General features: G+C 70.5%; 9 protein-coding genes and 3 pseudogenes. 8 read left to right on the top strand and 4 right to left on the bottom strand.

The genetic code is table 11. The annotated features are described in order from the left end of the window. The first annotated feature begins 86 nt into the window (after positions 1-86). Complete coding sequence (locus tag ACFT7S_RS08040; RefSeq protein ID WP_382728491.1) at positions 87-1,901, top strand: ABC transporter ATP-binding protein; 1,815 nt, start codon at positions 87-89, stop codon at positions 1,899-1,901. 149 nt (positions 1,902-2,050) lie between these two features. On the opposite strand, the gene ACFT7S_RS08045 is transcribed toward ACFT7S_RS08040, so the two are convergent. Continuing rightward, positions 2,051-2,884, bottom strand: coding sequence for a hypothetical protein (locus tag ACFT7S_RS08045; protein ID WP_382728494.1), 834 nt, complete (start codon positions 2,882-2,884; stop codon positions 2,051-2,053). A 270-nt stretch (positions 2,885-3,154) separates the two neighbouring features. Between ACFT7S_RS08045 and ACFT7S_RS08050 the strand changes: the two are divergent. After that, positions 3,155-3,676 (top strand): annotated as a pseudogene (locus ACFT7S_RS08050) (winged helix-turn-helix domain-containing protein). Positions 3,677-3,708: 32 nt separating this feature from the next. Further along, complete coding sequence (locus tag ACFT7S_RS08055; RefSeq protein WP_382728496.1) at positions 3,709-5,082, top strand: MFS transporter; 1,374 nt, start codon at positions 3,709-3,711, stop codon at positions 5,080-5,082. Here ACFT7S_RS08055 and ACFT7S_RS08060 read toward each other — a convergent pair. After that, positions 5,028-7,505: a CHAT domain-containing protein gene (locus ACFT7S_RS08060; RefSeq protein WP_382728499.1), complete on the bottom strand. Its 2,478-nt coding sequence runs from the start codon at positions 7,503-7,505 to the stop codon at positions 5,028-5,030. The two genes, ACFT7S_RS08055 and ACFT7S_RS08060, sit on opposite strands and share 55 nt — an antisense overlap. Before the next feature lie 38 nt (positions 7,506-7,543). After that, the gene (locus ACFT7S_RS08065) at positions 7,544-8,551 is read right to left on the bottom strand and encodes a hypothetical protein (protein ID WP_382728502.1); all 1,008 of its coding nucleotides are present in this window, start codon (positions 8,549-8,551) and stop codon (positions 7,544-7,546) included. 144 nt (positions 8,552-8,695) lie between these two features. Between ACFT7S_RS08065 and ACFT7S_RS08070 the strand changes: the two genes are divergently transcribed. The 4 genes and pseudogenes from ACFT7S_RS08070 (at position 8,696) to ACFT7S_RS08085 (ending at position 11,227) form a co-directional block, all read left to right on the top strand. Further along, on the top strand, positions 8,696-9,073 hold the full coding sequence (locus ACFT7S_RS08070; protein WP_382728505.1) for a hypothetical protein: 378 nt from the start codon (positions 8,696-8,698) through the stop codon (positions 9,071-9,073). Then, positions 9,070-9,903, top strand: coding sequence for a hypothetical protein (locus tag ACFT7S_RS08075; RefSeq protein WP_382728508.1), 834 nt, complete (start codon positions 9,070-9,072; stop codon positions 9,901-9,903). Before ACFT7S_RS08070 ends, ACFT7S_RS08075 begins: the two co-directional genes overlap by 4 nt. A 60-nt stretch (positions 9,904-9,963) precedes the next feature. Then, positions 9,964-10,110: pseudogene (locus ACFT7S_RS08080) on the top strand (hypothetical protein); the annotation flags it as partial. A gap of 26 nt (positions 10,111-10,136) precedes the next feature. Then, a pseudogene (locus ACFT7S_RS08085) lies at positions 10,137-11,227 on the top strand (hypothetical protein). A 43-nt stretch (positions 11,228-11,270) separates the two neighbouring features. Here ACFT7S_RS08085 and ACFT7S_RS08090 read toward each other — a convergent pair. Next, positions 11,271-12,215 carry a helix-turn-helix domain-containing protein gene (locus ACFT7S_RS08090; RefSeq protein WP_382728510.1) on the bottom strand — a complete coding sequence of 315 codons (945 nt, stop codon included), beginning with the start codon at positions 12,213-12,215 and terminating at the stop codon, positions 11,271-11,273. A gap of 170 nt (positions 12,216-12,385) precedes the next feature. Between ACFT7S_RS08090 and ACFT7S_RS08095 the strand changes: the two genes are divergently transcribed. Beyond that, the gene (locus tag ACFT7S_RS08095) at positions 12,386-13,426 is read left to right on the top strand and encodes an NAD(P)-dependent alcohol dehydrogenase (protein WP_382728513.1); all 1,041 of its coding nucleotides are present in this window, start codon (positions 12,386-12,388) and stop codon (positions 13,424-13,426) included. Positions 13,427-13,566: the final 140 nt, after the last annotated feature.

Below are 13,566 nucleotides of genomic sequence, written 5' to 3' on the forward strand. Positions count from 1 at the left end.
AACCGAATCGCCCCGCGGCCGGTACCGCACCGACGCCTTTCCGAAGACGCGTGGAGCGGGCTCGTCGCACGACGTACAGGGTGGGAATGGGATTGACCGAAGCACACGAGGAATCGCCGGGCAAGGGTTCGGTGCTCCTGGCGCTGCGCTACTACGGAAGGGAGCTGACCCGGCACCGATGGCTCACGGCACCCGCGATGCTGTCGCCGGCACTGGGCAACATCGGCATCAACTACATCGCGCCGCTGATCGTCGCGAAGCTCGTGGGCCATCTCGCCGACGGCGGTGACACCACCCTCGGTTCGCTGATGCCCTACGTGCTCGGCTTCGCCGGCGTCCTGCTGCTCGCCGAGGCGTTCTGGCGCATCGGCCTGCACTTCCTGAACCGCCTCGACGCCCGGGGCATCGAGCACCTGTACGTGATCGGCATGGACGAGCTGTTCGCCAAGGACGCGACGTTCTTCCACGACAACTTCGCCGGGTCGTTGACCAAGCGGGTGCTGAGCTTCGCCTCCCGCTTCGAGGAGTTCATCGACACACTGACCTTCTCGGTCGTGGGCAGCTTCGTGCCGCTGATCTTCGGGTCGGTCGTGCTCTGGAGCTACGAACCGCTGCTCGTCGTAGGCCTCCTGGCGATGATCGCCCTGACCGCGCTGTGCGTGATGCCCCTCATCCGCCGCCGTCAGAGACTCGTCGACCAGCGCGAGGAGGCGATCGCCCAGGTGTCCGGTCACGTCGCCGACAGCCTGATGAACATGGACACGGTCCGGGCCTTCGGCGCCGAGGAACGCGAGGCCGCCGAGCACCGGTCCCGTGTCGCGGAGTCGCGCCGGCTCACCTTGCGGTCCTGGGACTACGGCAACCTGCGCATCGACACGCTGGTCGCTCCGATGTCCGTGCTGACCAACGCCATGGGGCTGCTGCTCGCGGTCACCCTCGGCGGGGGCGGACACGGCGTGGAGGCGGTCGTGGTCGCCTTCACGTACTACACCAACGCAACGCGGATCATGTTCGAGTTCAACCAGATCTACCGTCGCCTGGAGAGCTCGATGACGGAGGCCGGGCAGTTCACCGAACTGCTGCTGTCGCAGCCCACCGTGCTCGACCCGCCGTCGCCGGAGCCGCTGCTGTCCAAGGCCGCCGATGTCCGCTTCGAGAAGGTGACCTTCGCCCACGCGGGCGGGAAGCCGCTCTTCGATCGTCTCGATCTCGAGGTGAGCAGTGGCGCGAGGATCGGGCTCGTCGGCCGGTCCGGTGGTGGCAAGACCACGCTCAGCCGGCTGCTGCTGCGGATGACGGACATCGACGACGGCAGGATCCTGATCGGCGGGCAGGACATCAGCAAACTGCGCCAGGCGGATCTGCGCAGCCAGATCGCCTATGTGCCGCAGGACCCGGCGATGTTCCACCGCACACTGCGGGACAACATCGCGTTCGCCCGGCCGGACGCCACCGACGCCGAGATCCGGCGCGCGGCCGAGGCGGCTCATGTCACGGAGTTCGCGGACGCCCTGCCGGACGGCTTCGATACCATGGTGGGCGAGCGGGGCGTCAAGCTGTCCGGCGGACAGCGGCAGCGGGTCGCCCTCGCCCGGGCGATTCTGCGCGACGCGCCGATCCTGCTGCTCGACGAGGCAACCAGTGCCCTGGACTCGGAGAGCGAAGTCCTCGTCCAGAAGGCGCTGTGGACCCTCATGGAGGGGCGGACGGCCCTGGTGGTGGCGCACCGGCTCAGCACGGTCGCCGGCATGGACCGGCTGGTCGTCCTGGACCGCGGGCGGATCGTCGAGCAGGGCACGCACGAGCAGCTGCTCGCGACCGAGGGCGCGTACGCGAAGCTGTGGCAGCACCAGTCGGGCGGCTTCCTGGACGGAGCCCAGGAGCAGGCCGACATGATCTGAACCGTGTGGCCGAGGGGCGGGCACCGGCGTACGGACGAGGTCCGGAGCGCCCGCCCCTGCCGCCGACAGGCCGCGCACGGCTGCCTGCGACGTGCGGCGACGTCCGGCGCTGTCCTCCGGGCCAGGCCCGAGAGCGGGCCGGTCAGGCGTCACCCCGGTGTTGGAGACTCCGATGCGCGCCAGGCCGTCGCGAGTCCCTCCAGCCATGCCGGGGGCAGCTCCGCGTGCTCCCACTCCGTCCGGAGCGCCGACGGTGCGGCGATGAGGCGTTCGAGTACGGCGATGCTCGTGGGGGAGTGGAGGAGGGAGTAGCGGCCGTGGACGGCGATGCGGCTCCGGGGTCCGTAACGTGCGTACAGCTGAGCCAGCCGATCCCTATGGGACTCGGTGAACCGTTCCAGGCGGCCCGCGTACCCGATCCGTCCCACGACGCTCATCGTGCCGAGCACGGCGGTGAGGACCTCGTCCGACACCTCGGGGTCGAGGTCCGAGGCATCGCTGAAGGCGAGTGAGAGCGGCGTCACGGCGACCTTCGCACGTTCCACGTCCACCCGCCCGACGGGGTGATGACCTCGTGCCGCGTCCCCCGCGGAGCCGGGTTCCGTCGGTCCGACGGAACGCTCAAGGGCTCGCCCGGCGATGCGGGCGAGCTCGTCGCCGACGGCTCGGGCACCGTCGTACCGGCCGACGGCGTACGGCTCCTCCTCGTCGGGGAAGTCCTCCACCTTCGCGACCTCGCTGTGCGCGTCCGCGATCGCGCCCGCCTCGACGAGCGCGATCAGCGTTTCGGCCTCGTCACGGAAGACTCCGGAGCGGCCCAGGAGTTCGAAGAGGGTCTCCCTCGCGTTCACGACGCCGGCAGGGTCCAGCGGGTCCATCCCGGGGGTGCTGATCGGGTCCTCCTCGTCGGCATCGGTCCGGTGCTGCAGCAGGAGAGGGCACTCGGGCCGTGCTCCGCGTATCCCGGCTGCGAGGCTCCCCACCGGGAGCGGCCGCCGTCCAGCCTCTCAAGTCTCCACGACACGACCGGTCGCCGCCGCACCCTGAGCCGCCCCGGAACGTCCCGTGTCGGGTTCCGGCCGGCTGCGCGAGGTCCTGCCCCCTGCACGAGTCCGTGACGGGCCGCCAGGTTTTACGAAATGAATATTGCGCAATTTTAATTTCACACTTACGTTGAGTGCCATGCACCGAAGCGTGAGCCCGATCAGATCACCGACCTGTCCCGGCTGAAGGCATTCACCAACCCACTGTGGATGCAGCTCTACCGACTGCTGTACGTCGCCGGGACGGCGACCGCCTCCCAACTCGCCGAGCAGGTCGACAAGGCTCCGTCGCTGGTCAGTTACCACCTGCGCAAGCTGGCCGAGCACGGCTTCGTGGCGGAGGCGGCCGGGCAGGGCACCGACGGCCGGGAGCGGTGGTGGCAGGTGGCGTCCGAGGAGGGCTGGGGCTTCCGTGACTCGGACTTCGCGGACACACCCGAGGGGGCCGTGGCTGTCGGCGCGGTGGCCCGCAGCATGTTCGACACCCGCGTCGCGTGGTACCCGCACCTATCTGGACGAGTAGGCCGCCTGGGGCAAGGAGTGGACCGACGCGGCCTTCAGCGCCGAGTGGATGGTCGACCTGACCGCCGCCGAACTCAGCGAGATGAGCGAGGAGTTCGCGGCGATGTCCCGACGCTGGCGGGAGCGCGGACAGGCCTCCGCGGAGGCCGGCGGCACCGAGGCAGCGAGCACGTGGCTGTGCACGTCTACGGCTTCCCCTTCCGCACCTGACGCCGTCCACTCCCGACCTGCCGGAGCCCGCAATGACCACCGCAGAGACAGACCTGCCCGAAAGCGCCACCACGCCGGCCTATCGCGACGGCAACGTGCTGCGCTGGCTCACCGCCTACACCGCATCCCTCGTGGGCGACAGCGTGTACTTCGTCGCACTCGCCTGGTCGGCCCAGAAGGCGGCCGGCCCCACCGAGGTCGGCCTGGTCCTGGCCGCCGGGGCGCTGCCCCGGGCGATACTCATGCTCGGCGGGGGCGTGCTGGCCGACCGGGTCGACCCCCGCCGGGTGATCCTCGGCCGTGACGCACTGCGCTGCGTCCTCATCCTCTCGGTGGCCGCCGCCGTCGCACTGACCGCTCCGGCCCTGTGGCTCCTGGTCGCGGTGGCGCTCGTCTTCGGTGTCGTGGACGCACTGTTCGTACCCGCGATCGGAGCCCTTCCGCCGAGGATCACCGGCCCCGACCAGCTTGCCCGCGTCACCGGGATGCGTTCCCTGTCCATGCGCCTCAGCCAGATCGCGGGACCGCCCATCGGCGGCCTGGCCATGGGACTCGGAGGTGAGGCGGCCACCTTCGCCGTCGCCGGCCTCCTCTTCGCGGTGTCCCTGCCGCTCCTGCTGACGACACGGCTGCGCCCCCTCGGGGCACGCGCCGGCCTCGGGGCACGCGCCGAGAAGCAACCGGAACCCGGCACAGCACGCGAGGACCTCCTCGACGGCCTGCGCTACATCCGCCGCCACCGGCTCATCGGCCCGCTCGTCGCCGCGGGTGCCGTATGCGAGCTCGGCCTCATCGGTACTCTCAACGTCGGCATGGTGCTGCTCAACGCGGAACGCGGCTGGGGGCCTTCGGGCTACGGCTTCATCGTCAGCGGCTTCGGCGCGGGAGCGGCGGCGAGCGCCGCGCTGCTCACCGTCGCGGGCTGGCTGCCGCGCGCCGGACTCATGCTGTCCGGGACCCTGCTCGTCTGCTGCGCGGGAGCGGCCACCGTCGCGCTGGTTCCCACCCTGTCGATCGCCGTGGTGCTGGCCGTGGTCATCGGATTGAGCGCGGGCCTCTTCGGCAGCCTGAACAACACCCTCGTACAGACCGCGGCGGACCCCGCCTATCTCGGCCGGGTCACCTCCGTGGTCATGCTCACCATGGTCGGGCTCGCGCCCCTCAGCTATCCGCTGGTGGGTGCCGCGATCGGAGCCTGGGGCGCCGCCCCGGTGTTCGTCGGCTGCGGCGCCTTCGCCGTCCTCGGTGTGGCCGTCACCCTGTCATCCGGCGCGGTACGGCGCGCCCAACTGCCCCGGCCGGGCGCGACAGCCCAGGAGCGTGGGCCACAGGGCGGCACCCGGGACAGCCCTCAGGCGCCGATGTGCAGGAAGGGCACCCAGGCCATCGGATCGTCCAGGTGCTGATCACGCAGGTGACGAGTGGTGCAATGGACGGCTTCGGCGGCATTCCGCGGGTTCTCGCAGACCGCGAGAGCGACCGTCGGGGCCGTGCGGTCGTTCACCGACCAAAGGGTCGCGACGACCTGGCGGTACCCGATCACATGGAAGGCGGCGCCGAGATGGACCGCCTCGTCGGGCAGTACGTAGCCACCGAGAGCGGTCTCGCAGGCCGAGAGCACCGCGAGCCTGGCCGGTTCGAGATCGAGGGTGATCAGGTCGGTGAGGCGCAGCGGGCCGTCGTACAGATAGAGGGCGTTGCTGCTCGGGTCGGACAGGTCCTGCCCGCCGTGGCAGGCGAAGTGGACGTACGGGTGGGTACGCATGGCCCGGACGACCGACGACCGAGTGGCCTCCGCACCGATCAGCGTGGTGCACGGGCCGGAGAAGTGGGCCTTGAGTAGATCGGCCTCGGCAGCCGCGGTGGGCAGCGGACTCACTGCCGGGGCGTAGGGCGGTGCGGTCGGGACCGCGGTGACGAGCAGCCCTTCGGCACCGGGCGTCACCGGGTCGGGGCGCAGGGCGTGGGCCAGGGCGCGCAGGTTCGGTGTGTACGACGACATGACCCGGTCCAGCACGGTGTCGCCGCGCCGTTCGTCGTCGGGGTCGTGATAGCCGGCGGCGTGCAGCGGCAGGTAGGTGAGCATCCCCGTCGCCGACCACCAGATCCGCGGCCGGTCACCCTCGAGGAGGGGCGGCGGCGACGTGTGTCCGAGTGCGTCGAGTACCTCGCTCGCACAGACGTCCCACAGCCACTCGAGGCAGGCGAATATCGTCTGCCGTGCGGCCCGGTGGCCCTCACGGGTCAGCCGCTCGGCCGCCGCCAGACACTGGGACGCACGGCGGGTCACGTCCTCGGAGGTCAAGGCGGGCAAGGGGATCACCCGGACTCCGTCGACACCGACCACGAGGGCGTCACATCGGAACCGGCTGACGTTCACGATCACCACGGGGCCGCGTGCCGCTGCCCGTGACAGGTGCTCGAACGGTGTCGGGAGAAGGAAGAGACTGAATCCGTCGAGGGTCCGGATGCGGTCGAGGAGGACGTCCCAGGCGTCGGCCACACGCCGGCGGTCGTCGGGGTCCTCGCTCGGCGTGTCGAGTTGGGCCGCCAGCCGGCCGAGCCGGGCGGCGATGTCGGGATGCGCTTCGCGCAGTGCGGTGAGATCGGTCCGGGTGTCCAGCAGTTGCCCCCAGAGGACCGAACGCCCCTGTTCCAGCAGCTCCACCGCACGCTCGGGTTCCCCCGCCGCGATCGCGGACGCGGCAGCCTCCGGCCCGAGGCCCGCGGACTGCGCGAGCAGGTTCTCACGGGTGGGGCGGTCGAGGCCGCGCCAGGCGAGCAGGGGCAACAGCCCGACCGCGGTCGCGTAGTCCTCCACCGCCTCGGCCGGCCGGCCGTGCTCACTCAGATTCGTCGCGGCGAGTGCGGCGGCGATGAAGCGCATCCTCGCTTGGCCGGGTGTCGCGGCCGCGGTCCGCCACGTCGCGATCGCCTCGTCCAGATCCCGCGCGGAACCGGTGGCCCGAGCCCTGATGCCGAGACAGTTCCCCAGACCGGTGAGGGCGTCCGCCGAACGATGAGCCAACTGTCGTCGGGTGACCAGCCGATAGGAGTGGATCGCCCGGTCGAGGTCGGCCGGATCCCCCCGGGCCGTGAAGCGATCACGCCAGGCCTCGGCCAGTTTGGCGAGGAGCACGACATGGTCGAGCGTGTCAGGGGGCAAGGGCTCGATCGCCTGCCGCAGCAGGGCGATGGCGGCTTCGAGATCGTCGATGTCGTCGACGTCCGCCCGGAGCCTGTACCGGCTCAGCCGCGCCGTACCGAGGTTGCCCAGTGCCGCGTGGCGGTACCCGGCCCCGGGCGGAGCGAAGTCGACCGCGCGCTCACCCGTGTCGATGGCCTCGTCGAGGTCGGCCGGGTCCGAGGTGCGCCGGTAGTGGTCGTGGAGCAGGATGCACAAGTTGGTGAGCAGCAACGCGTCATGGGGCTGGGTGACCAGCGCCTCCTTGATCGCGTCGACCGCACGCAGGAGATCGGCGGGCTCGGTGAGGAAGCCGTACCGGTCCGCCAGAGCGGAGGCGAGGTTGACCAGAGCGGCCCTGCGGTCCACGTCCCCCCGGGGCAGCACCCGCGTCAGCTCGCCCAACCGGACGATCGCGTCGTTGAGCACGGCAAGGTCTGCGGTCGTCTTGAAGACGTACGTCTCCACCGTCGCCAGGGACAAGCGGCACCACACACCGTCCGGATGCTCCAACGGCGTTGCGGCGAGCGCCTGACGCAGGACGGAGAGCGCCTGGGCCAGATCGTTCGGATCGCCCGAGCCCAGCGCTTGGTCGTACGCGTGCTCGGCGCGCCCGATCCACCAGGCTTGATCGCACCCGGTCACTTACGCCTCCACCACCCCTTCTGCCGGCCGTCCTGCTGCTACGGCAGCTTCGCCAGTTCGTCGCGGGCCGCCCGCAGATAGGCCTGTGCCCGTTGCCTCAGTCCCTCGTCGCGCGACGTGACGGCCACTGCGAACAGCTCGGCCGCCGCCTCCAGATCCGTACGGTCACCTGTCTGTTCGAAGCGAACCCAGTGGAAGTAGGCGAGGTCACCCAGGAATCCCGGTCGCTCCCGCCGATGCGGACCGAGGGCGTCGCCCGCCTGCCGGAGAGCGGTGACCGCCAGGTCGAGATCCCGGCGGCGACCGGAGTGGTTGAACCGCGTCCCCAGCGCGATTCCGAGGTTGTTGTGCCGGACGGCGAGATCGACATGGTCCGGAGGTGTGCACGAAAGCCCCTCGTCCAGCAGCTCGATCGCCCTGTCCAGATCGGCAGGGTCGCCGTCGCGGTCGAAACGCAGACGCAGCGCGATACCGAGGTTGGTCGCCGGCTCGGCCCGGGTCGGACGCCGCAACCCCGCGAACGACTCCTCGCCCGTACGCACGGCATGATCGACGGCGGACGGATCGCCGGTCAGCTGGTACACCGTGAGCCAGCCCGAGCAGGCCCCCGTCAGCATGGCGTCACGATCGGGATGGTCGAGGGGCGAGGCGGCCACGGCGTCCAGGAAGAGATTGATCGCACCGGCCACCGACGGCACGTCATTTTCGGCGATGCCGTGGTTCATCAGGTTGATCGCCTTCGCCGCCAACTGCTCCGGCTTGCGGTACGGCGGCAGTTCGGCGATCAGCTCGACGGTCACCAGCAGGAGCACCGGGAGGGTGTGCGGGGCGGAGCGGAAGACGGGCACCAGCATTCTGGCCGTCTCCGGGAGGACGGGCAGCTCCGCCCCCGGCCGCAGAATGCCGTTGCTGCACAGGTGGACCAGCCCGAGGAGCTGTACCACCTCACCGAATTCGGCCGACCCGGCCGAGGTGTGCGCGGCCAGTCGGTAGGCGAGTACGTCCGCCTCGGGATCGAACACGGCTTCCGGTCTCTCGCCTGCCATGTACCGATCGATCCGGCTGCGTAACTCCCTTTCCGCTGCACCCCGTTGGAAGGTCATCCCATTCATGTTACGCGCGCCGGACAGCCCGTTAGGGCAAAATGAGAGACCGGTCCGGCGTTGGTGAGCACAGACTCGGGGGGCTTGATGGAAGGGTCGGAACCGACCGAGGACGAGGCGTTCGCGGCATGGTGCGCGCACCTTCCCGCGATCAGCGAGGAAGCTGAAGAGGCCGGTGCGAGCGCCCGTCTCGAACGCGATGTCGCCAGGGTCCGCGCAGGCGGATCCGCGCTGACGGCGTACCGGAAGTGGCGGGGCACGGACGGACTCGGCACGTGGCGCTCCTGGTCGGAGCCCGCCGGAGCCGGCATGGCCGGGCTCCCCGGCCCGTCCCCGGTCAGGCCGACCGGAGCCGGGACATACCGCTGTCCGGAGGCCAGGTGCGACCGCAGGGCGAGCCGTGACGAGCAGGGACATCCGCCCACCTGTGCCGCGCTCGACATCCCGATGACCCCGGCCCGGTGATGTTCGGCCTTCTCACCGAGGTGGGCAAACGCATCGCCACCCGGTGGTTCACCGAGGTGCTGCTCCCCGGTCTGCTGCTGGTCGGGGTCGTCGGCTGTGCGGCGGCACTCGGCCATGGCCAGGCGCTGGACTCCGACGCCCTGGTTGCCGCAGCCGAACGGACGTGGGCCCGGCTGCGGGGCCACCCCGTGCGCTGGGTGGTGGAGGCGTCCCTCGCCGTCGCCGCGGCCGGACTCGCGGGCGTCGCCGCCCGGGGCACCGGACGTCTGGTCCAACGCTTCTGGCTGCGCAAACGGCACCTCCTGCCCCCGTCGGTGCAGTCGCGCCGGGGCCGGTGGGCCAGGCACCACCGGGCAACGGCTGCGGCGAGCCGGCACGGAATCGAACCCGTGCGGGCGTACCTGCCGCAGCGGCCGACCTGGATGAGCGACCGCCTTCGGCTGGTCGAGGCCAGGGTCCACGGGCAGTACCGATTCAGCGCGTCGCTCGTATGGCCCCGGATCTGGCTGCTCGTCCCCGAAGAGGGACACGCCCCTGTCCGCCACGCCCGTGCGCGCTTCGACGAGGCATGCGTCCTGGCGGGCTGGACGGTCCCGTATCTCCTCGTCGGTCTGTACTGGTGGCCCGCGTTGCTGATCGGCTCGGCCACCGCGCCGGTCGCCTGGCGCAGGGCCCGGCTCGCCCTCGACGAGTTCGCGACCCTGGTCGAGGCCACGATCGACATCCACTGGCGGACACTGGCCACGGCGCTGGGGGTCACGATCACCGGCGACGCGCTGACCTCCGGAGAGGCCGCACTGATCGAGGACCGCCTGCACAAGGGCGGATGAGGGCGGCTGCGGGGTGGTCGTCGCCCCGGCGACGAGGGCTTCTTGAACAGCAACCTCCGCGTGAACCTCGGCACCAATGTGCGCAGCGGCTCGCACTACGACTCGTTCCAGGTGTACGACTACGACGGCGACGGCACGGCCGAGATGTCCGTGCGTACGTCCGACGGGTCGAAGGACTCCGCGGGCACGGTCATCGGCAGCGCGACCGCCTCACACTCGCCGAGAACTGCGCCGTGCTCAGCGGCCCCGAGTTCCTGTCGGTCTTCAACGGCAGGACCGGCCGGGTCATGGACTCCGTGCCCTTCGAACCGGCCCGCGGAACCGTTGCCGACTGGGGAGACACCTGGGGCCACCGCGAGGGCTGGCTGTCCGCCACCGCGTACGTCAACGGATCCACACCCAGCATGATCTTCAGCCGTGGGATCTACGAGCGGATCGTGATAGCCGCGTGGGACTGGAACGGGACCGACCTGGTCCGCCGCTGGAAGTTCGACAGCAACTCGTCGACCAACGCGGGCAAGAGCTACGACCAGCAGGGCAACCAATGGCCGTCGCCGACGTCGACGCGGACGGCCGCGACGAGATGGTCTACGGCGCGATGGCCGTGGACGACAACGGCAGCGGCCTGTGGACCACGAAGCTCGGGCACGGTGACGCGCTGCATGTCGGGGACCTGGACCCGGCACGCCCGGGCCTGGAGTCGTTCAACGTGCACGAGCACACGGACCCGCCGTACGGGTTCGAGATGCACGACGCGCGGACCGGACAGATCCTGTGGGGCACGCGGACCGGCACCGACGTCGGCCGGGGCATCTGCGCCGACCTCACGAACGCGCACCCGGGCACCGAGTGCTGGTCCAGCGGCGGCGGTCTGTACACCGCCGCCGGTACGAAGATCAGCGACGCCGTGCCGTCGTTCGGCGGCGCGGCCTCGTACAACTCGGGGATCTGGTGGGACGGCGACGCCAACCGGGAACCGCTGGACCACCGTTGGTCGGGTACCGCGGGCTCCGGCTACGGACAGATCCTCAAGTACACCGGATCCACCGAGCTGAGCCGCATCTGGTACGACCAGGGCGCCCGCTCCGACAACTGGACCAAGGGCAACCCGTCGCTCTCCGCCGATCTCCTGGGCGACTGGCGTGAGGAGATGATCTGGCGCAACGACGACTCCACCGCGCTGCGGCTCCACACCACTCCGCACCCCACCGAGTTCCGGCTGCCGACCCTGATGCACGACCCGGTGTACCGGCTCGGCGTAGCCCTCCAGAACACCGGGTACAACCAGCCGCCGCAGGTCAGCTACTACCTCGGCACGAAGTAGGCAGGCCGCTCCCCGGCCGTGCCGTCGGTGCGGTGAGCCGGCACTACTGCTTCCCGGGTACGGACGCGCCCGCCCGTGTCGCGTCCGTACCCCAGCTGGCGAGCAGCCGCAGCGCCTGCGCCGAAGCCGAACCGGGCTCCGCGTGATACACGACCACCGACTGCTCGGCGTCGTCGGGCAGGGCGAACGTCTCGAAGGAGAGCGACAGCTCACCCACCAGCGGGTGGTGCAGCCGCTTGACGCCGTGACTCTTCTCCTTGACGTCATGGGTGGCCCACAGCCGCCGGAACTCCTGGCTCTTCACGGAGAGCTCACCGACGAGAGCGGAGAGTCGCGGGTCGTCGGGATGGCAGCCCGCGTCCATCCGCAGGTAGCTGACGATGTCCGTCGCCTTCTGGTCCCACTCCACGAAGAGCTCGCGGTACTCGGGCTTCAGGAACACCATCCGTGCCCAGTTCCGCTCCTGCGGCGGCAGCTCCGACCAGTCGCCGAAGACCGCCGCGGCCATCCGGTTCCAGGCCAGGATCTCCGAACGCCGCCCGACGATGTACGCCGGGACGCCCTCCATGGTGTCGAGCAGCCGGCACAGCGTCCCGCGCACCCGCTGCTGCCGCGCCGACGGCTTCTTCCGGTGTTGCTTGGGCTTCGCGAGGTGGGTGAGATGCGCCTGCTCGGCGTCCGTCAGCCGCAGCGCACGCGCGATCGCGTCCAGTACCTCCGCGGACACGTTCCGTCCGTTGCCCTGCTCAAGACGTGTGTAGTACGCCACGGACACTCCGGCCAGCTGGGCCAGCTCCTCGCGGCGCAGCCCCGGAACCCGGCGGTGCCGCCCGAAATCGGGCAGCCCCACGTCCTCCGGCTTCAGCCGGGCACGCCGGGTGCGCAGGAATTCGCTGAGCTCGGCGCGTGCGAGGGCCTGCCCCGTGCCGTCACCGGGGGCGGAGCCGCCGCCGGCGGGCCGATGCTCGAATGCGGGCTGCTCGTCCATGAGCCCAGTATCCATCGTCGTACGCACAGCATCCTGTCCCCGCCGGTAGTAGGACCACTGGACGTAGGCAGAACTGTGGTCTGGGTGAGGCGCGTGAGCTGGGGCAGGCTGGACGACGTGCCCGGACGAAGGCTGCCGGGCACCGGACCACTCCTTAGGAGATCTCCCGCATGACCACTGTCGCCGCGTACGCCGCACCCGCCGCCAATGCTCCGCTGGAGCGCACCACCATCGAGCGTCGTGCGGTCGGCGAGTTCGACGTCCTGATCGACATCAAGTTCGCCGGCATCTGCCACTCGGACATCCACCAGGCCCGCGACGGCTGGGGCCAGGGCATATTCCCGATGGTGCCCGGCCACGAGATCGCCGGCATCGTCACCGAGACCGGCCCCGGCGTCACCAGGTTCGCCGTGGGCGACCGCGTCGGCGTCGGCTGCCTGGTCGACTCCTGCCGCGAGTGCGACAACTGCAAGGCCGGCCTCGAGCAGTACTGCGCCAAGGGCAACACCGGCACGTACAACGCCCTGGACAAGAACGGTGACCCCACCTACGGCGGCTACTCCACGCACATCGTCGTGGACGAGAACTACACCGTCCGCATTCCCGACGGCCTGTCGCTGGACGAGGCCGCACCGCTGCTGTGCGCCGGCATCACCACGTACTCCCCGCTGAAGCACTGGAACGCCGGACCCGGCAAGAAGGTCGCCGTCCTCGGCATGGGCGGCCTCGGGCACGTGGGCGTCAAGATCGCGCACGCGCTCGGCGCGGAGGTGACCGTGCTCTCGCAGTCCCTGCGCAAGCAGGAGGACGGGCTGAAGCTCGGCGCCGACCACTACTACGCCACCAGCGACCCGAAGACCTTCGACGAGCTGGCCGGCACGTTCGACATCATCCTGTCCACGGTGTCCGCGCCGCTGGACTTCGGGGCCTACCTCGCCCTGCTGAAGACGGACGGTGCGCTGGTGAACGTCGGCGCCCCGGAGGAGCCGATCTCCGTCAACCTCTTCTCGCTGATCGGCGGCCGCAAGTCCCTCTCGGGCTCCGGTATCGGCGGCATCCAGGAGACCCAGGACATGCTGGACTTCTGCGCCGAGCACGGCTTCGGCGCGGAGATCGAGCTGATCGGCGCGTCCGAGATCAACGAGGCGTACGAGCGCGTGCTGAACAGCGACGTGCGCTACCGGTTCGTGATCGACACGGCCACGATCTGAGGTCGCGACCTGCCCGGCCACGCCGAGTGCCGCGACGGTGCCCGGCGTACGGCCGACACGGCAGGCGACCGACCGGGCGACGGCCGCCCCGTCCCGACGGCTCGACCGGCTTCGCCCCACCCGCCCGGGTGGGGCGAAGC

The organism is Streptomyces sp. NPDC057136, from assembly GCF_042670885.1.
Lineage (GTDB): Bacteria > Actinomycetota > Actinomycetes > Streptomycetales > Streptomycetaceae > Streptomyces.